This is a genomic window from Sphingomonas kyungheensis (assembly GCF_037120395.1).
GTDB classification, from domain to species: Bacteria; Pseudomonadota; Alphaproteobacteria; order Sphingomonadales; family Sphingomonadaceae; genus Sphingomonas; species Sphingomonas kyungheensis.
The window spans coordinates 189359-205762 of record NZ_JBBBDM010000001.1 but is presented as its reverse complement, the minus strand read 5'-3'; the positions used below and the strand labels follow the sequence as shown (position 1 = coordinate 205762).

Genomic DNA, 16404 nt, shown 5'->3' with positions numbered 1-16404 from the left:
GGCGACGACCAGCCCCGCTCCGATCACTCAGTCGAGGACGACATGCGGCACGAAGCGCGCGCCATTGCCGGTGATCAGCCCGCCCTCGCGGATTCCCATCCCCGCGGGCACGCCGTCGACCACCCAGCTGCCGATCACCGGGTAACAGCCCGGCGCCGTCTCGGGCAGCGGATAGATCGCCTGATAGACATAGCCCTCGTCGCCATAATCGCCCGGCGCCTCGGCGACGATGCGGCCGCCGCGCCGGATCGAGACGTTGGCACCCTCGCGCGACAGCAGCGGCTTGGCGACCGCGTCGCCCTCGGGGATGGCGAAGCCGGCGGCGAGAAGATTGGGGTGATCGGGGAACAGCTCCCACAGCATCGCCAGCACGCCCTTGTTGCTCCACAGCATCTTCCACACCGGCTCGATCCACGAGGTGCCGCCCGCGGCGAGATCCTCGGCGAGCACGTCGGCGAACGCCTCGTTGGCGAGCCACTCCCAAGGATAGAGCTTGAACAGCGCATCGATCGGCGCGCCGCCCTCGTCGACGAAGCGGCGGCGCTGCTCGTCCCAGCCGATCGCGTCGATCGGCAGGGCTGCGGTATCGATCCCCGCCGCCGCCGCGGTGTCGCGCAGATAGGCGGTGGTGACGCCGTCCTCCCCCGCGTCGTCGGCAGCATGCGCGAAGTGGACGCGGGCGGGCAGATGGGCGCCGAGGTCGCGCCATCTCTCGACCAGCCGTTCGTGGAGGCTGGTGAACTGGTCGGCGTCCGGAAAGCATGCCGCCTTCCAGCTCCACTGGATCACCGCCGCCTCGAGCAGCGAGGTCGGCGTGTCGCAGTTGAACTCGAACAATTTGGGCGGCGACGCACCGTCATAGCCGAGGTCGAAGCGGCCGAAGTTGAGCGCCGGCGGCTCCGCCTCCCAGGCCTCGCGGATCGGCTGGTGGAAAGCGCGCGGAATGCCGAGCCGGTCCATCCGCCGCGGCTCGGCGACGATCGCCTCCCCCACCGCGAGGAACAGGCGATAGAGTTCGGCGGTCGCCGTCTCGATCTCGGCGACCTGCGCCGCGTTGAACCGGTAGCAGGCGGATTCGTCCCAATAGGGCTGCCCGTCGCTGCTGTGCCAGACCAGCCCCTCCGCCTCGACCTGCGCCTGCCAGTCGCGGCGCGGGGTCAGCGGCATGCGGATCACGAGCGGCCGCCGCCGAAGCTCCGCGCCGAGGCGCCGAACCCGCCGCGGCTGATCGCCCCGGCGCGCGTCACCTGCGTCGTCGCGGGGGCAAAGCCATAGGCCCGCCCCGGTGCCCGCGCGAACGAGCCGCCGCCGACCCGCTCGCCATAGGGCGGGATCACCGCATTGCGCGCGAGGAAATACCACAGGAACGGGCTCGCCCCGCCGCCGGCATGCGCCTGGCGCGCGCAATTGGCGTCAGCGACGCGCTTGCCGTCGCGATCGGTGCACAGCGCCGTATCGCCCTGCGCGACCCAGCCGTCGGCATCGTCCTGGCGCTGGCCGCAGCCGCTGGCGAGAAAGGCGGCCGCGAGCGCGGTGGTGAATGTCAGGTCGTGCCGCAACCGCGCCTCCGCTGCTCATGGAACGGTCACTGTCCCATATCGCCGCGCAAAAGCGAAGCGTCGTGGCGCGCCGGATTACTGGCCGAACTTGCCCTGCCGGTACAGCAAGGTGATCGCGACGCGGCGGTTGCGCGGATCGCCGGGATCGTCGGTGATGATCGGCTCGCGATCGGCGACGCCCTCGATCCGCTCGAACCGCGATTCGGGAATGCCGCCGAGCGCCAGCCGCCGCCGCGTCGCCTCGGCACGGCCCGAGGAGAGCATCCAGTTGTTCATCGCCCGCGGGTCGCCATAGGGCACGCTGTCGGTATGGCCGCGGATCATGATCGTGTTGGGCGTGCCCGCGATCGTGCCGGCGATCATCCCGATCAGCTCGGACGCCTTGGGATCGAGCGCGGTGGTGCCGAGCGCGAACATCGAATAATCGGCATTGTCGACCAGATCGATGCGCAGCCCGTCCTGCGTCGGCACGAAGCGGATATGGTCGGCCATCTTGGCGAGCCGCGGCGACGCCTTGATCTGCTTTTCGAGCTGCTGCTTGATCGCCTGGAACGCCTGCTTGTCCGCCTGCATCGCCACCGGGTTGCGCAGCGATCCCTTGTCGCCGGTGCCGCTGCGGTCGCCGCCCGCCGTGCTCATCGGGATGCCGATCGACGCGATCGGGGCCGATGCCGCCTTGGGGCCGAGCTTGTTGTTGCTGAGGATCGATTCGCCGCCGAGCACGCCATTGCCGCCGAGGCCGGTCATCTTCTTGTCGAGCAGGGTCGGCGCGAAATAGTCGGCGATCCCCTTTCTCTGCTTCTCGGTCGTCGCGCCGAGCAGCCACAGCAACAGGAAGAACGCCATCATCGCGGTGACGAAATCGGCATAGGCGACCTTCCACGCGCCGCCGTGATGGCCGCCGTGCCCGCCGTCGATGATCTTCTTGACGATGATGATCTTGGGCGGCTGGTTGTTGCCGTGGGGGGCGGCGCGGGCCATGGCTCTGCTCCCGCCTTACTTGCCGCGCAGCCCGTCGAACACTTCGGCGAACCCCGGCTGGTTCTTGTGCGCGATGCCCGAACGTGCCGCCTCGATGACCAGCGGCTGCGGATGGCCGTGCAACGAGGCGATGATGATCTGCTTGACGACGTTGTAGATCGCCGCGTCGGCATCGATCACCTGCTTGAGCCGTCCGGCGAGCGGCGAGACGATGCCATAGGCGAGCAGCACGCCCATGAACGTGCCGACCAGCGCCGAACCAATCATCCCGCCGAGCACCGACGGCGGCTTGTCGATCGATCCCATCGTCTTGACGATGCCGAGCACCGCCGCGACGATGCCGAGCGCGGGCAGCGAATCCGCCAGGCTGGTCAGCGTGGTATGCGGCCCCTCCACCTCATGGTGGTGGGTCTTGATCGCATGATCCATCACCTCCTCGACCGCGTGGACGTCGAGCGTCCCCGACGAGACGACGACGAGGCGCAGCGTGTCGGCGATCAGATTGACCAGCGTGTGGTCGGCGAGCAGCCGCGGATATTCGCTGAACACCGCCGACGATTTGGGGTCCTCGACATGCGGTTCGAGCGCGATCGGCCCGTCCATGCGCAGCATCTTCATCAGCTTGCTGACCAGGAAGATGACGTCGAGATAATCCTGCTTCTTGTATTTGGGGCCCTTGAACACCTTGGCGAGGCCGCCGCCCATCGCCTTCAGCTCGGTCCCCGAATTGCCGATGATCAGCGCGCCGGCGGCGGCGCCGCCGATGATCAGCATCTCGTGCGGGATCGCCTCCATCACCGGGCCAAGCGCACCGCCGGTGATGGCGAAGCCGCCGAACACCATGGCGAGCAGGACGACAAGACCGATGGCTGGAAACACGTTGGGCAACCCCCGTTGCGCCGGCGCGGCCGGCAATCCGATACGACCGGATTAACCGCACTTCCTCGACAAGTGGTTACCGGCGCGGTGAGTTTGTCGCGCCGCCGGCCGCGGCGGCGCTTATTTGAGGTAGTCGAACAGCGACAGGCTGGAGAGCTTGCTGAAGCTCGCCTGCGACGCGGACAGCGCGGTCATCATCTGCTGGAGCTGGACGACGGCGTCGGTGACGTCGACCTGTTCGATCTTGCCGCGCAGCTCGCTGCGATCGGTGTTGGCGCTGGTCAGCAACTGCTGCTGGAGATCGACCCGCGCGCCGCGCGCGCCGACCGACGCGGAAACGTCGGCGACCTGATCGACCGCCTGATTGATCTGGTCGAGCGAGGACGCGACCGACGCCGAGACGTCGCCGCCGGCGTTGAGCGTCGCGGCGAGCTTGCTCAGCATCGCCAGCGTGTTGTCGGTGCCGCCGGGCAGGGCGAAGATGCGCTTGGCGCTCTCGGTCGCCTGCACGGTCTGTCCGTCGGCGATCGGCACTTCGGACACTTCGACGTCGGGCGGGAAGGTGAAGGTGCCGTCCTTGTTGTCGACCACCGCCGCGCCGCCGGAGGCGGAGCCGAACAGCGGCTGGCCGCGCACGTTCTTGGTATTGGCGAGGCCGACCAGCGAACCGACGATCGACGTCAATTCGGTCGCGATCAGCTTGCGCGTCGCGTCGGTCTGCGTGCCGTTCGCCGCCGTCGTCGCGAGTTCCGAGGCGCGGGTCAGCTGTGTGCTGATCTGGCTGAGCACGCCGTCCGCCTGATCGAGCAGCGAGCTCGCCAGCGTGATGTTGGTGCCATAGACCGCGGCGTCGGCATCCTTGCGGTCGAGCTCGGCGAGCTGCTGCGCCGCGGCGGGATCGTCGGAGGGCTTGAGGATCTTCTTGCCGGTCGAGATCTGCGTCTGCAAGTCCGAGGCGCGGCTGCTCATCTGCGAAAAGCGGGTCGCCGCATTGCTGTAGAAGAGGCTGGTGGAGATCTGCATGGCGCGGCCCTAGCGGATATCGAGGATGGTCTGCATCGTCTCGCGCGCCACCTGGATGACGCGGCCCGAGGCGGCATAGGCCTGCTGGAAGCGCATCAGGTCGACGGCTTCCGAATCGAGGTTGACGCCGGTCGCGGTCGACAGCGCGGTCGCCGCGCCGTCGCGGATCGCGGTCTGCGCGTCGGCGATGGTGTTCTTCTGCTTGTACGCCGTCGCATTGTCGGTGACGAGCGCGGTCAGCTTGGTCTCGAACCCCTGCGACTGCCGCGTCGCTTCGAGCGCGGTGAGGTTGGACGAATCGCGCACCCCGCCGCCGGCGCTCGCCGCGATCTTGCCCGCGGCGATCAGGCTGCCGGAGGTGAATTGATCGGACACGCTGATGTCGGTCGGATTGGTGCCGGTCGCGAACATCGCGATGCCGGTGTTGCCGTTCTGATCGAGCCCGGCGGTCTGGTTGACGTTGACCGCGCCGGTGAAGCCGGTGGCGACCGCGTTCAGCTCCTGGCGGATCGCCGCAACGCGCTCGGCGCCGTCGGTGATGCCGGCGATCGTGCCGCCGCTCGCGGTGATCTGGCTGTTGACCGCGCCGACCGTCACCGTGAAGGACACCTTGCCGTCGCTGCCGCGATCATAGGCGACCTGCCCGCTGGTCACGCCCTGGACGAAGGCCGGGCCGGTCGATCCGGCGAAGCTCACCGTCGCGCGGCCGATCGCATCGGTCTTGGTGGTGACGTCGGCGAGCTCGCTCATCTGCGAGAGGATATTGTCGCGCTGGTCCATCAGCTGCGCCGCGGCGGTGCTGCCGACCTGCGCGCGGCCGAGACTGTCGTTGATCTTGCCGAGCGAGTCGCCGAGCGAGGTCAGGCTCTGCGCCGCCTGGTTGCCGGCGGTGTCGATATCCGAATCGATCTGGTCGAACGCCTTGCCGGTCGCGGTGAAGGCGATCCCCGCCGAGGCCGCGGCGCTCAGCATGCCGGTGCGCAGCGCGGTCGAATTGGGTTCGGCGGCAAGGCTCTGCGCCGAGGCGAAGAAGGAGGTGACGCGGGTGGTCAGCGCATTGCCGGTCAGCGCGTCCTGGATGCGATCGAGCCATTCCGCGCCCTTGGTGGTGCGCGACAGGTCGCTGGTCGAGGCGCGCAGCGCGGCGCTCGCATAGACGTTGGCCGACCGGCCGACCCCGGTCAGCACGACACCGTTGCCGGCGCCATAGGGATTGAGCGAGCCGCTGCCGCCCGCCACTTCGCTGATGTTGACCGTGCGCCGGGTATAACCGGTCGAGTTCACGTTGGCGATATTCTCGCCCACCGTGGACAGCGCGCTCTGATACGCGCGGACGCCCGAAGCGCCGATCGACAGCAAGTCGCTCATTTGGGCGGATCTGCAACAGAGGTGTTAAGATCGGATTGCGACTTGGCGAGGAAGGCGGTCATCGCCTTGCCGATGCCGAGCGGCGTCGTCTCCGCCATCGTCTGCGCGACGCGAGCGTCCTGCATCTCGCTGAACGTGTCGATCGCCTTCGAATCGAACAGCGGGTCGGCGAGCTTGGCCTTGCGCATGCTCTTCAGCATCATGCCGGTGAACACCGCTTCGAACTTCTCACCCGCCTTCTTGAGGTTTTCGGCGGACTTGAGCCGCGACGTATCGGTCGAGATGCCGCCGGTCGCACCGACGGGCGTGGTGCCGAGCGTCGTCATAGCACGATCAGCTCCGCCTTGAGGCTACCCGCTTCCTTGAGCGCCTCGAGGATCGCGACGAGGTCCGCGGGCGACGCGCCGATCGCATTCACCGCCTTGACGATGTCGGCGAGCCTGGGGCCGGGGTTGATGAGGAACATCGGTTTCTTCTCCTCCTCGATCGACACGTTGGACTTCTTCTCCAACGCGGTCTGACCCTGGCTGAACGGCGCCGGCTGGCTGATCCGCTGGTTCTCGTCGATGCGCACGGTCAGCTTGCCGTGCGTCACCGCGGCAGGACCCACCCTGACCGCAGAATTGATAACGACCGTTCCGGTGCGCGCATTTACAATTACTTTTGCAGGCGGCTCGGCCGAAGTGACATCGAGGTTCTCGATCGTCGACATCAGCGTCGCGCGCACGTCGGCGCCCGGCGGCGCGCGCACCGCGACCGACACGCCGTCGACCGCCTGCGCGGTGCCGAAGCCGAGCTTGGCGTTGATCGCCTGCGCGACGTTCTGCGCGGTGGTGAAATCCGACCGAGCGAGGTTGAAGGTCAGCATCGGCGCCGAATCGAAGCCGGTGGCGACCGCACGCTCGACGGTGGCGCCTTCGGGGATGCGGCCGGTCGAGGGCACGTTGACGACGATTCGCGATCCGTCCGCGCCCTCCGCGCCGAGGCCGCCGACCGCGAGATTGCCCTGCGCCATCGCATAGATCTGATTGTCCGCGCCGAGCAGCGGGGTCAGCACGAGGCTGCCGCCGCGCAGCGACTTGGCCTTGCCCATTGAGGCGACGGTGATGTCGAGCCGCTGGCCGGGCTTGGCGAAGGGCGGCAGCTCGGCGGTGATCATCACCACCGCGGCATTCTTCATCCCCGGATTGGCGCCGGGCGGCAGTTGCAGGCCGAAGCGTGACGCCACCGCCTTCAGCGACTGGACGGTATATTCGAGATTGTCGTCCCCGGTGCCGGGCAGGCCGACGACGACGCCATAGCCGGTGAGCTGGTTGGCCCGGATACCCTGGAAGCCGCCGAGGTCCTTGATCCGGTCCGCCGAAGCGGGCGCGGCAAGGCCGACGGTGGCGATCAGCGCGGTGATCAGCGAACGGGCAAGATGACGGATCATAGCGGCAATGCCTGCACTCATATTGGTTACCGTAGCGCTAACCCTGCCCGCACCCGTTCCGCCTTCCCTCTCCCCATTGGGAAAGGGAGGGACGCCGAAGGCGGCGGAGGGTGAGGACGGGGCCCGGCGCATCAGAACGGGCTGACGACGGAGAAGAAGCGGCTGAGCCAGCCCTGCCGCCCGGCGCGTGCGACATCGCCCTTGCCGGTATAGGCGATCTGCGCGTCCGCGACCCGCGTCGACAGGATGCGATTGTCCGCGCCGATATCGGCGGTACGGACGATGCCCTTGATCTGGAGGAACTCGTCGCCGCGGTTGAGCGTGACGCGCTTCTGCCCCTGCACCAGCATCGTGCCGTTGGGATAGACCTCGGCGACCGTCACCGAGACCTCGCCCGACAGCGAATTGGCCTGGTCGGCCTGCCCCGAACCGTCGAACCCGCGCGTGCCGCTCGCGCCGATATCGGTCGAGTTGAACAGCTTGAGCGGCCCGGTGGTCGGCGGCGTAACGCCGAACGAGCCCTTGGAATCGAGCTTCGACCCGGAGGATTTGGACGCCGCGGTGCGCTCGACCAGCACGATCGTCAGCGGATCGCCGACCCGGCGCGCGCGCCAGCCCTCGTAAAGCGCGGCATAGCCATCGCCCGCCTGGAAGATCGATCCGTTGGCGACCGGCGCGGGCGGCGCCAGCGGCGCGCGCACCGCGGTGAAATCCTCCGCCGGCTTCTTCTTGAATAGGCGGGCGTCGGCCGGGGCGGCGACACCGAGGACGAGCAGGCCGGCGATCCCGGCGCGGAACAGCGGAGCGGGCATCACAGGTTCTGGTTCAGCGTCTTGAGCATCTCGTCGGACGACGAGATCATCTTGGAATTGACCTCATAGGCGCGCTGCGTCTCGATCATGTCGACGAGTTCCTCGACGACGTTGACGTTCGACGCCTCGAGGCTGCCCTGGCGGACGTTGCCGCGGCCGTCCTGGCCGGGGATGCCCATGTTGGCGGCGCCCGACGAGGCGGTCTCCTTGAGGTAATTGTCGCCGGTCGATTGCAGCCCGGTCGGATTGGGGAAGCTCGCGACCTGGATCTGGCCGAGGTTGGTCCCCTCGTTCTGTCCGGGGATCTGCGCCGTCACCGTGCCGTCGGTGCCGATCGACACCGAGGTGGCGTTGGCGGGCACGGTGATGCCCGGCATCACCTGATAGCCTTCGGAGGTGATCAGCAGGCCTTCCGGGCTGCGGCTGAAATTGCCGGCGCGCGTATAGCCGAGGTTGCCGCCGGGCAGCTGCACCTGGAAATAGCCGTCGCCGTCGAGCGCCAGATCATAGGCGTTGCCGGTCTGCGTCAACGAGCCCTGCGTATCGATCCGCGCCGTCCCCTGCACGCGCACGCCGGTGCCGAGGTTGAGCCCGGTGGCATATTTGGTGTCGGCGGTCGACGCCGCGCCGGGCGCGGTGATCGTCTGATAGGCGAGCGTCTCGAACGCGGCGCGATCCTTCTTGAACCCCGTCGTGTTGACGTTGGCGAGGTTGTTCGAGATCACCCGCATGCGCGTATCCTGGGCATCGAGCCCGGTGCGCGCGATGTGCATGGCGGAGGAGGACATATCTTTCTTCCCTTAGCTCGGCAGACGCATCACCGAGGTGCTGCTCTCGTCCATGTCCTTGGCGGACTTCATCAGATTGGCCTGGACTTCGTAACTGCGCTGGTTCTCGATCATGTCGACCAGCGCCTGCGTCATGTTGACGTTGGAGGCCTCCAGCGCGCCGCCCTGCACCTTGGCGTCGAGATTGGCGGGGAGCACCCCGCCGCCCTTGACGCGCAGCAGATTGTCGAGGCCCTTGAGCGTCGTCGTCCCCTTGGTGTCGACCAGCTTGAGCCGGTCGAGCACCTGCGGGTTCTTGGCGTCGCCGCCCTGCGGCACGATGCTGATCGTGCCGTCGGCGGCGATCGTCAGGCTGTCGTGCGGCGGCACGGTGATCGGCCCCGCCTGACCCTGGACGATGAAGCCGTCGCCGGTCTGGAGCACGCCCGACGCCGCGATCTCAAGATCGCCGCGACGGGTATAGGCCTCGCTGCCGTCGGCGGCCTGCACCGCCAGCCAGTCGGTGTTGCCGCTGATCGCGACGTCGAGCGGCCGGCCGGTCGCCTGGATCGCGCCGGGGGCGCGATCGGCGTCGGTGACCTCTTCGCTGGTCGGCATGCGCGCCTCGAGCTGCGTGCCGCCGCCCTTCAGCTCGATCCGGTCGAAGACGACGCGGTCGGCGCGGAAGCCGGTGGTGGACGCATTCGCCATATTGTTGGCGATCGCCGCCTGCGCCTGCATGTGCGCACGCAGCCCCGTCGCCGCCGTATAGACCAGTTTGTCCATCTAAAGCCTCCGCGCCGCGTCGCTCAGTTGCGGATCTGGATGATCGTCTGCGACACCTGATTGGCGGTATCGAGCGCCTTCGAGTTCGCCTGGAAGTTGCGCTGCGCCGCGATCAGGTTGACCAGCTCCTCGGTGATGTCGACGTTCGATCCTTCGATCGTGCCGCTCATCAGCGTGCCGAAGCCGTCGGCGCTCGCCATGCCGAGCGTCGCCGCGCCCGACACGCCGGTCGCCGCCCAATAGCTGCTGCCGATCTGGCGCAGGCCGGTCGGCGTCGAGAATTTGGCGAGCGCGACCTTGCCGAGCGGCTTGATGTCGCCGTTCGAGAAGCTCGCCTGGATCAGGCCCGCGTCGGTGACGGTGACGCCGGCGAGCTGGCCGACCGGAATACCGTCCTGCGTCTTGGCGTTGACCGCGAAGGCCGACGACAGCTGCGTCGAATTGGTGATGTCGAGCGAGATCGTCTGCGTCGCCGCGCCCGAGGTCGGGGTGAAGGCGTTGAAGTCGATCTTGGTCGGCGAGGTCGAGGTCAGCGCGCCCTTGTCGTCGAAGGTCAGCGTCACCTTGTTGCTCGTGTTCGGCGCGGTGCCGGTGGTCATCGCCTGGTCGCCGACGAAGGTATAGACGTCCCAGCTGCCGGTGGTGACCGGCGGGCCGTCGGTGCCCGTCGCGGTGCGCACGTAATAGCTGGTCATCGTCATCGGATTGCCGTTCGCGTCATAGATGCGCGAGGCGACCGAGTTGTTGTAGGTCGTCGTGTCGGTGCGATCGAACTTATAGTCGGCCGCGGCGCCCTTGACGGTCGAAGTGGACGACATCTGCACCGCGGTGGCGACCTTGCTGGTGCCCTTGGGCGTGCCGCTGGTCTGCTGGATCTGCAGCGTGGTCAGGCCCTTCTCGCCGGTGGCGGTGACGTTGCCGTCGCTGTCGACCGGATAGACCATCAGGTAGCTGCCCTGCGCGTCGACGACGTTGTTGTTCGAATCGACCGAGAAGCTGCCGTTGCGCGTGTAGGTGGTCGAATCGCTGGTGCCGGTCGAGCGCATCGTGAAGAAGCCTTCGCCGACCATCGCCAGGTCGAGCGCGTTCGACGTGGTGGTGAGGTTGCCCTCCTTGAACTGCTGCGTGTTGCCCTTCACCACGACGCCCGAACCGACCATCTTGCGCGGATCGGTCGAGGTGCTGGACGCGATGATGTCGGCGAATTCGGTACGGCTCTTCTTGAAGCCGGTGGTCGAGACGTTGGCGAGATTGTGGCTGATCGTCGCCATGTCGGTCTGCGACGCCTGGAGGCCGGAGAGCGAGGTGTAGAAGGACATCGGGTTACTCCTTGGAAGCGGATATCGGGAAAAGCGGGATCAGGTGGCGGACCGGACGTCGGCGGGATTGACGTCGCCGACGCCGAGCACCTTGAGCGTCGGCGAGCCGCTCGACGGCAAGGAGACGGATTCGACCGGCGCCCACACGAGGGTGCGGCTGGTCACGGTCTTGTCGCCGGCGGTGGCGAGCGCGGTGACCGTGAACGGCCCGTCGCCGGCGCTGTTGCCGGCGCCGTCCTTGCCGTCCCAGTCGAAGGTCGCGGTGCCCTTCTTCTGCGCGCCGAGCGTCAGGTTGCGCAGCGTGCCGCCGTTGGCGTCGGAGATCGACACGGTGACCTGCGTCGCGTCGTCGTCGAGCTCGACCGCCCCGTCGAGGCTGCCGCTGGCGCGCGGATAGGCGGTCGATCCCTCGGTCAGCACCGTCTTGCCGACATAGCTCATCGCGTCGGACGCGGTGGTCGATCCCAATTTGGTGGCGACGCTCGACAGCGTCTTGTTCATCTCGCTGATCCCGGCGACCGACGAGAATTGCGCCATCTGGGCGACCATCTGGGTGTTGTCCATCGGGCTCAGCGGGTCCTGGTTCTTGAGCTGCGTGGTCAGCAGCGTCAGGAAATCGGACTGGTCGAGCGTCGTCTTGGTCGCGGTCGGCGTCGTCGAGGCGCCGGTCGCCGTCGTCGTCGCGCTGGTGGAGCCCGACCGCTTGATGCCGAGCTTGTCGAGCGTCGCGTCGAACGTCGACTGCGTCGAGGTAATCGAGTCCACCATCATTAACGTCCCAGCTTGAGGGTATCGATGGTGAGCTGCTTGGCAGTATTCATCACCTCGACGTTGTTTTGATACGAACGTGCCGTCTCCATCATGTCGACGAGTTCACGGCTTTCATCGACCGCGGCCTGGTAGATATTGCCATCCTTGTCGGCGAGCGGGTTGTTCGGATCGTAGATCTTGGTCGGCGATTCACCGGCGGTGACGATCTTCTCGACGTCGACGGTGGCAAGGCCGCTCGCCGCGTCGAAGCTGGTGCGGAACACCGGCTTCATCGTCTTGTAGGCGGTGTCCGCCGAGCCTGTCGTGCCGCCGACATTGGCAAGGTTCGACGCGGTGGTGTTCATGCGGATGAGCTGCGCACTCATCGCTCGCCCGGCGACCTGGAAGACGTTGATCGGATCGGCCATCGGCTTACTCCCCCTTCAGCGCGCGGGTGATCTGGCCGATCCGCCCGTTGAGGAACGACAGCGTCGTCTGATACTGGACGGCGTTCTCGGCGAAGGCGGTCTGCTCTTCGTTGAGCTCGACGGTATTGCCGTCCATCGAGGTCTGCAGCGGCACGCGGAACTTGGTCGCGGCGTCGAGGGTGCCGTTATTGTCCTGCTCCAGCGTGGCGAGCGCCGACTTGAAGTCGATGTCCTTCGCCTTGAAGCCGGGAGTCGAGGCGTTGGCGATGTTGGAGGCCAGCACGCCCATGCGCTGCCCGCGCACTTCGAGGGCGGCACCATGGACTCCAAACAAACTCTCTGCGGCCATCGGCCCAAATCTCCGGCGCACCATTGCGCTGCCCGGAGCTAAGCAACCGCCGTGCCAGTTTTCGATTCCGCGTGGCACCTGCCGCTTTTTCGCCGGCCGCGGACCCGGCGGCAAGGCCGGCGGCAAAGCCTTGCCGCCCGTTGCCGGGGAGCGGCAAAAGCTGCCGCCGGTCGGCCGGCATGGTGTTCGAAAGCTTTACCAAAACGCTCCTGCGCGCGGGCCGCAGCGGCGCCGGCAACCAGCGTCGGGGAGCCTTTACGAAACCCTTCCGCAGCACGCCCCCCCCCGAAAGCGCGACGCCTGCGAACCCGCGCCAGTCCTCCTGCGCACGCAGGAGCCCAGGGTTGTGGAGAACTGAGGGCGTTGCTCTGCTTGACCCTGGGTTCCCGCGTGCGCAGGAACATGATGCCGTCGCGCACCGGGCACCCGTCGCAATGCTCCCGCCACAGTGCTCCCGCGACGGCGGGAGTCCAGTGGTTCTCTGCCGCAAGCAGTTGATTTGCTTGGCCACTGGCTTCCCGCCCGCGCGAGAATACTGCCGGACTCCGCAACCCCGCCCCATTGGCGAACGCCCCATCCCGGGCAATTTGGCCCGCCCCTTGCAACGTCACGCGCATGATGATCGCCCAATTCTTCGATCCGATCGCGCTCGCCATCGTCGGCGGCGGCACCGCGCTGGCCGCGATCCTGCGCGCGCCGCTGCGCGACGCGTCGGGCGCGGTGTCCGCGCTGCGGGTGCTCGGCCGCCGGCGGTTCAGCGCCGATGCGCTGCTCGACCAGATCGCCGCACAGGCGCGCATCGCCAAGCGCCACGGCATCGTCGCGCTCGATCGCTCGGTGATCGCCGACCCCGATGTCGCCGCCGCGGTCGCCGCGATCGTCGACGGCGCCGGCGTCCGCGAGGTCGAGGCGCTGCTCCACCATCGCCGCGGCGCCCGCGTCGCGCGGCACGTCGCGCATGCCGACGTCTGGTCGGCGGCAGCGGAGGCGGCGCCGGCGATGGGCATGGTCGGGACGCTGATCGGCCTCGCCGGCATGTTCGCCAACATGACCGATCCCAAGGCGATCGGCGGCGCGATGGCGATCGCCCTGCTCGCCACGCTTTACGGGGCGCTGCTCGCCAATCTGGTGCTGATCCCGATCTGCCAGCGGCTGCGCGCCGCCGGCCGGATCGAGGCGTTCGAGCGCGCGCGCATCGACGCGCCGCTGCTCGCGCTCGCGCTGCGCGAAACCCCGCGCTCGCCGTTGCAGAGCGTCGCATGACCCACGCGCTCTATCCCGATACGCCGCCCGCCAGGCCGCTGTGGCTGGTGACGCTCGCCGACCTCGCCCTGCTGCTGGTCGGCTTCTTCGTCCTGTTGCAGGCGAGCGAGAAGCCGCGCGCGATCACCGATGCGCTGCGCGAAAGCTTCGGCGGCACGCCCGCGCCCGCGCCATTGGCGATGATGGCGACCGGCGTCGCCTTCGCGCCCGGCAGCGCGGAACTGACCGACCCCGCCGCCGCCATCGCCTGGGCGCGCGACGCGGTGCGCGATCCGCGCGTCGCGCTCACCGTCACCGGGTCGACCGACGGCAGCGCCGCGGATGTCGACCCCGCCACCGGCAGCGCCGCGCTGCTCGCCGCCGACCGCGCGCGCAGCCTTGCCGCGGCGCTCGCCCCGGTCAGCCGCCGCATCGCCATCGCCACCAATCCCCGCCCCGGCCGCCGCGCCGCGATCCTCACGCTCGCCTTCGTCGGCGAGCCGCAATCCATGGACCAGCACCGATGATCCTCGCTCTTCTCCTTGCCGCAGCGCCGATGGGCGGCGCACTCGCCTTTCAGGATACCGGCGGACTCGACCGTGCGGTCGCCGCCTTCACCAGCCGGCCGATCGGCGCGGAGGGCGGCGCGCGCACCGCGATCGACAGCCGGCTGCGCCTCGCGCTCTGCCCCACCGTCGCGCTCGCCTGGCGGACCGAGGCGCATGACGCGGTGGTCGTGTCCTGTTCGGGGCCCGACTGGCGCATCTTCGTCCCCGTCATCCGTCCCGCCGGCCCGGCCGCCGCTCCCGCCACCGCCACCGCGCGCGCGCCGGTCGCCGCCAAGGCCGAACCGGTGATCCGCCGCGGCGACCCGGTGGTGATCGAGGCGGGATCGTCCGGCTTCTCGATCAGCCGCGAAGGCATTGCGATGGGCGACGCCCCGCCGGGCGGCCGCTTCCTCGTCAAGGTCGACGACGCCAAGGCGCCGGTACAGGCGATCGCGCTCGAAGGCGGCCGCGCCACGTTGCCTGGCTGGGGCGAATAGGCACGCCCGCCGCGCCGGGATTCTTTTTTCTAAAGGCGGGGCCCTACCGGTCGTTTACACCCATGTCAGGCAACACAGATAGGTGCGGACATGGTGGACTCGATCGGCACGACGCCGCTGAACGGAAGTGGAAGCGTCTCGCGCGTCGCCGCGCCGGCCGCGACGCCGGTGGTGCAGCCGGCGGTGCAGCAGGCGGCGCAACAGGCGCCCGCGGCCAGCAACGCGACGCAGCTCAGCAACCTCGCCCGCACGCTCGCGGCGGAACCGCCGGTCGACAGCGATCGCATCGACGAGATCAAGAAGGCGATCCAGAACGGCTCCTTCCCCATCCTGCCGGCGACGATCGCCGACCGGCTTCTCGCACTCCGGCTGAACTGGAATGGCCATGACGCGGCGTGATGCCCTCATCCAGGTGATCGACTCGCTCCATGCCGAGATCGACGCGCTCAAGTCCAACGACGTCCATGCGCTCGAACGCGCGACCCAGTCCAAGCTCGCCGGCATCGAACAGGTCGCCGCGCTCGGCACCGGCCCGGCCGGCGACGACGTGCGCGCGCTTGCCGACGAGGCCAACCGCCTCAACGAGACGTGTCGGATCTACGTCAACCTGATGGCGGCAAATGTTCGCCGCCGCCTGCAAATTCTGACCGGCGATGCCGGCCACGGCTACCGCCCGACGTTCGTCTCGGCCTGCGCCTGACATTGGCTCTTGCGCCAATGTCCAAACCGACTCTGAGCGAGCGCCGGACGCTTTATGTCATAGTTGGCACGGTTGTTGCTGAAGACCCTCTGACAACAGGGGTGTGCTTTCTTCGTAATGACCGTCAATCCGATTAGCTCCGGCCGGATCCAGTCCGCGATCGCGCTTGCGAGCAGCAAGACGGGCGTCGACTTCGATTATCTGCTCGGCCAGGCCAAGATCGAATCCGGGCTGAACGCCAACGCCCGCGCCGGCACCTCGTCGGCGTCGGGCCTGTACCAGTTCGTCGAACAAAGCTGGCTCGCGGTCGTCAAGAAGCACGGCGCCGAACATGGCATGGCCTGGGCCGCCGACAGCATCGGCCAGTCGCACGGCCATTTCACCGTCAGCGATCCCGCCACCCGCTCGGCGATCCTCGCGCTGCGCAACGATCCCACCGCCGCCTCGCTGATGGCGGCCGAACACGCCTCCGACAACAAGGGCGAGCTCGAAGGCACGCTCGGCCGCAGCGCCAACGGCACCGACCTCTATATGGCGCATTTCCTCGGGCTCGGCGGCGCCAAGAAATTCCTGTCGGCGATGCAGAACAACCCCGATGCGTCGGCGGCATCCTTGTTCCCGCAGGCGGCGGGCGCCAACCGCTCGATCTTCTACGCCGGCAACGGCCAGCCGCGCTCGCTCGAGGCGATCTACCAGCGGTTCGCCGACAAGCTCGGCGCGGGCAGCGACAGCGTCACCGAGACGCGCGCCGCCAACCTCGCCTTCGCCGCCCAGTCGCTCGACCTCAACGGCTCGACCGTCGTCACCGGCGGCAACGAGAGCGCGGAGGATGCGCTCGCCTGGGCGACGCAGGCGATGGGGCGGCTCAATACCGCGCCGACCAGCGCCAATGCGCTGCTGCGCCCGTCCCCGGCCAATGCCCGGCTCGCCTATATGATGCTCGCGCAGATGGGGGGCCGCTGAG

The 16404-nt window shown here is 68.2% G+C and carries 21 protein-coding genes; 6 read left to right on the top strand and 15 right to left on the bottom strand.

Features of this window, described 5'->3' with window-relative positions; all coding sequences use genetic code 11:
* Positions 1 to 27: 27 nt before the first annotated feature.
* From V8201_RS00915 to flgB, 15 genes are all read right to left on the bottom strand, one after another.
* Positions 28 to 1167: a glutathionylspermidine synthase family protein gene (locus tag V8201_RS00915; protein ID WP_373276450.1), complete on the bottom strand. Its 1140-nt coding sequence runs from the start codon at positions 1165 to 1167 to the stop codon at positions 28 to 30.
* Between the two features lie 5 nt (positions 1168 to 1172).
* Positions 1173 to 1559 carry a hypothetical protein gene (locus V8201_RS00910; protein ID WP_336544250.1) on the bottom strand — a complete coding sequence of 129 codons (387 nt, stop codon included), beginning with the start codon at positions 1557 to 1559 and terminating at the stop codon, positions 1173 to 1175.
* Positions 1560 to 1634: 75 nt separating this feature from the next.
* Entirely contained in the window at positions 1635 to 2540 is a 906-nt protein-coding gene (locus V8201_RS00905; protein WP_037531923.1) for a flagellar motor protein MotB, read from the bottom strand.
* 15 nt (positions 2541 to 2555) lie between these two features.
* Entirely contained in the window at positions 2556 to 3419 is an 864-nt protein-coding gene (motA, locus tag V8201_RS00900) for a flagellar motor stator protein MotA (protein ID WP_037532027.1), read from the bottom strand.
* Positions 3420 to 3539: 120 nt separating this feature from the next.
* Complete coding sequence (gene flgL, locus V8201_RS00895) at positions 3540 to 4442, bottom strand: flagellar hook-associated protein FlgL (protein WP_336544249.1); 903 nt, start codon at positions 4440 to 4442, stop codon at positions 3540 to 3542.
* 9 nt (positions 4443 to 4451) lie between these two features.
* Positions 4452 to 5810: a flagellar hook-associated protein FlgK gene (gene flgK, locus V8201_RS00890; protein WP_336544248.1), complete on the bottom strand. Its 1359-nt coding sequence runs from the start codon at positions 5808 to 5810 to the stop codon at positions 4452 to 4454.
* On the bottom strand, positions 5807 to 6136 hold the full coding sequence (locus V8201_RS00885; RefSeq protein WP_037531919.1) for a rod-binding protein: 330 nt from the start codon (positions 6134 to 6136) through the stop codon (positions 5807 to 5809). Before V8201_RS00885 ends, flgK begins: the two co-directional genes overlap by 4 nt.
* Complete coding sequence (locus V8201_RS00880) at positions 6133 to 7242, bottom strand: flagellar basal body P-ring protein FlgI (protein ID WP_037531918.1); 1110 nt, start codon at positions 7240 to 7242, stop codon at positions 6133 to 6135. The genes V8201_RS00885 and V8201_RS00880 overlap by 4 nt, the downstream gene beginning before the upstream one ends.
* A 131-nt stretch (positions 7243 to 7373) precedes the next feature.
* On the bottom strand, positions 7374 to 8054 hold the full coding sequence (locus V8201_RS00875) for a flagellar basal body L-ring protein FlgH (RefSeq protein WP_051583249.1): 681 nt from the start codon (positions 8052 to 8054) through the stop codon (positions 7374 to 7376).
* Entirely contained in the window at positions 8054 to 8842 is a 789-nt protein-coding gene (gene flgG / locus V8201_RS00870) for a flagellar basal-body rod protein FlgG (RefSeq protein WP_037531917.1), read from the bottom strand. The genes V8201_RS00875 and flgG overlap by 1 nt, the downstream gene beginning before the upstream one ends.
* Before the next feature lie 12 nt (positions 8843 to 8854).
* Positions 8855 to 9607 (bottom strand): flagellar basal-body rod protein FlgF, encoded by a 753-nt coding sequence (flgF, locus tag V8201_RS00865; RefSeq protein WP_037531916.1) that lies wholly within the window; start codon positions 9605 to 9607, stop codon positions 8855 to 8857.
* Positions 9608 to 9630: 23 nt separating this feature from the next.
* On the bottom strand, positions 9631 to 10926 hold the full coding sequence (locus tag V8201_RS00860) for a flagellar hook protein FlgE (RefSeq protein ID WP_037531913.1): 1296 nt from the start codon (positions 10924 to 10926) through the stop codon (positions 9631 to 9633).
* Positions 10927 to 10965: 39 nt separating this feature from the next.
* Positions 10966 to 11694, bottom strand: a complete 729-nt coding sequence (locus tag V8201_RS00855) for a flagellar hook assembly protein FlgD (RefSeq protein ID WP_271299549.1) — start codon at positions 11692 to 11694, stop codon at positions 10966 to 10968.
* A gap of 2 nt (positions 11695 to 11696) precedes the next feature.
* On the bottom strand, positions 11697 to 12104 hold the full coding sequence (gene flgC / locus V8201_RS00850) for a flagellar basal body rod protein FlgC (protein ID WP_037531910.1): 408 nt from the start codon (positions 12102 to 12104) through the stop codon (positions 11697 to 11699).
* Between the two features lie 4 nt (positions 12105 to 12108).
* Positions 12109 to 12453, bottom strand: a complete 345-nt coding sequence (gene flgB / locus V8201_RS00845; RefSeq protein ID WP_037531908.1) for a flagellar basal body rod protein FlgB — start codon at positions 12451 to 12453, stop codon at positions 12109 to 12111.
* Between the two features lie 618 nt (positions 12454 to 13071).
* On the opposite strand from flgB, the gene V8201_RS00840 reads away from it, so the two are divergent.
* The 6 genes from V8201_RS00840 (at position 13072) to V8201_RS00815 (ending at position 16403) form a co-directional block, all read left to right on the top strand.
* Complete coding sequence (locus V8201_RS00840) at positions 13072 to 13716, top strand: MotA/TolQ/ExbB proton channel family protein (RefSeq protein WP_081792909.1); 645 nt, start codon at positions 13072 to 13074, stop codon at positions 13714 to 13716.
* Positions 13713 to 14222: a hypothetical protein gene (locus V8201_RS00835; RefSeq protein ID WP_336544247.1), complete on the top strand. Its 510-nt coding sequence runs from the start codon at positions 13713 to 13715 to the stop codon at positions 14220 to 14222. Before V8201_RS00840 ends, V8201_RS00835 begins: the two co-directional genes overlap by 4 nt.
* On the top strand, positions 14219 to 14740 hold the full coding sequence (locus V8201_RS00830) for a flagella basal body P-ring formation protein FlgA (RefSeq protein WP_271299551.1): 522 nt from the start codon (positions 14219 to 14221) through the stop codon (positions 14738 to 14740). The genes V8201_RS00835 and V8201_RS00830 overlap by 4 nt, the downstream gene beginning before the upstream one ends.
* Positions 14741 to 14830: 90 nt before the next feature.
* On the top strand, positions 14831 to 15139 hold the full coding sequence (gene flgM / locus V8201_RS00825; RefSeq protein ID WP_037531903.1) for a flagellar biosynthesis anti-sigma factor FlgM: 309 nt from the start codon (positions 14831 to 14833) through the stop codon (positions 15137 to 15139).
* Complete coding sequence (locus V8201_RS00820) at positions 15126 to 15440, top strand: flagellar protein FlgN (RefSeq protein WP_152542114.1); 315 nt, start codon at positions 15126 to 15128, stop codon at positions 15438 to 15440. The genes flgM and V8201_RS00820 overlap by 14 nt, the downstream gene beginning before the upstream one ends.
* A 117-nt stretch (positions 15441 to 15557) precedes the next feature.
* A complete protein-coding gene (locus tag V8201_RS00815; protein ID WP_336544246.1) occupies positions 15558 to 16403 on the top strand; it encodes a lytic transglycosylase domain-containing protein in 846 nt (281 codons plus the stop codon).
* Position 16404: the final 1 nt, after the last annotated feature.

Excerpts from the sequence above, each read along its gene's own strand:
- V8201_RS00860 (WP_037531913.1), bottom strand. The coding sequence starts at position 10,926 with ATGTCCTTCTACACCTCGCTCTCCGGCCTCCAGGCGTCGCAGACCGAC.
- V8201_RS00820 (WP_152542114.1), top strand. The coding sequence starts at position 15,126 with ATGACGCGGCGTGATGCCCTCATCCAGGTGATCGACTCGCTCCATGCC.
- V8201_RS00830 (WP_271299551.1), top strand. The coding sequence starts at position 14,219 with ATGATCCTCGCTCTTCTCCTTGCCGCAGCGCCGATGGGCGGCGCACTC.
- V8201_RS00815 (WP_336544246.1), top strand. The coding sequence starts at position 15,558 with ATGACCGTCAATCCGATTAGCTCCGGCCGGATCCAGTCCGCGATCGCG.
- flgF (WP_037531916.1), bottom strand. The coding sequence starts at position 9,607 with ATGGACAAACTGGTCTATACGGCGGCGACGGGGCTGCGTGCGCACATG.
- V8201_RS00875 (WP_051583249.1), bottom strand. The coding sequence starts at position 8,054 with ATGCCCGCTCCGCTGTTCCGCGCCGGGATCGCCGGCCTGCTCGTCCTC.
- flgL (WP_336544249.1), bottom strand. The coding sequence starts at position 4,442 with ATGCAGATCTCCACCAGCCTCTTCTACAGCAATGCGGCGACCCGCTTT.
- V8201_RS00905 (WP_037531923.1), bottom strand. The coding sequence starts at position 2,540 with ATGGCCCGCGCCGCCCCCCACGGCAACAACCAGCCGCCCAAGATCATC.
- V8201_RS00915 (WP_373276450.1), bottom strand. The coding sequence starts at position 1,167 with ATGCCGCTGACCCCGCGCCGCGACTGGCAGGCGCAGGTCGAGGCGGAG.
- V8201_RS00855 (WP_271299549.1), bottom strand. The coding sequence starts at position 11,694 with ATGGTGGACTCGATTACCTCGACGCAGTCGACGTTCGACGCGACGCTC.
- flgM (WP_037531903.1), top strand. The coding sequence starts at position 14,831 with ATGGTGGACTCGATCGGCACGACGCCGCTGAACGGAAGTGGAAGCGTC.
- flgB (WP_037531908.1), bottom strand. The coding sequence starts at position 12,453 with ATGGCCGCAGAGAGTTTGTTTGGAGTCCATGGTGCCGCCCTCGAAGTG.
- flgG (WP_037531917.1), bottom strand. The coding sequence starts at position 8,842 with ATGTCCTCCTCCGCCATGCACATCGCGCGCACCGGGCTCGATGCCCAG.
- V8201_RS00880 (WP_037531918.1), bottom strand. The coding sequence starts at position 7,242 with ATGATCCGTCATCTTGCCCGTTCGCTGATCACCGCGCTGATCGCCACC.
- flgC (WP_037531910.1), bottom strand. The coding sequence starts at position 12,104 with ATGGCCGATCCGATCAACGTCTTCCAGGTCGCCGGGCGAGCGATGAGT.
- V8201_RS00835 (WP_336544247.1), top strand. The coding sequence starts at position 13,713 with ATGACCCACGCGCTCTATCCCGATACGCCGCCCGCCAGGCCGCTGTGG.
- flgK (WP_336544248.1), bottom strand. The coding sequence starts at position 5,810 with ATGAGCGACTTGCTGTCGATCGGCGCTTCGGGCGTCCGCGCGTATCAG.
- V8201_RS00885 (WP_037531919.1), bottom strand. The coding sequence starts at position 6,136 with ATGACGACGCTCGGCACCACGCCCGTCGGTGCGACCGGCGGCATCTCG.
- V8201_RS00840 (WP_081792909.1), top strand. The coding sequence starts at position 13,072 with ATGATCGCCCAATTCTTCGATCCGATCGCGCTCGCCATCGTCGGCGGC.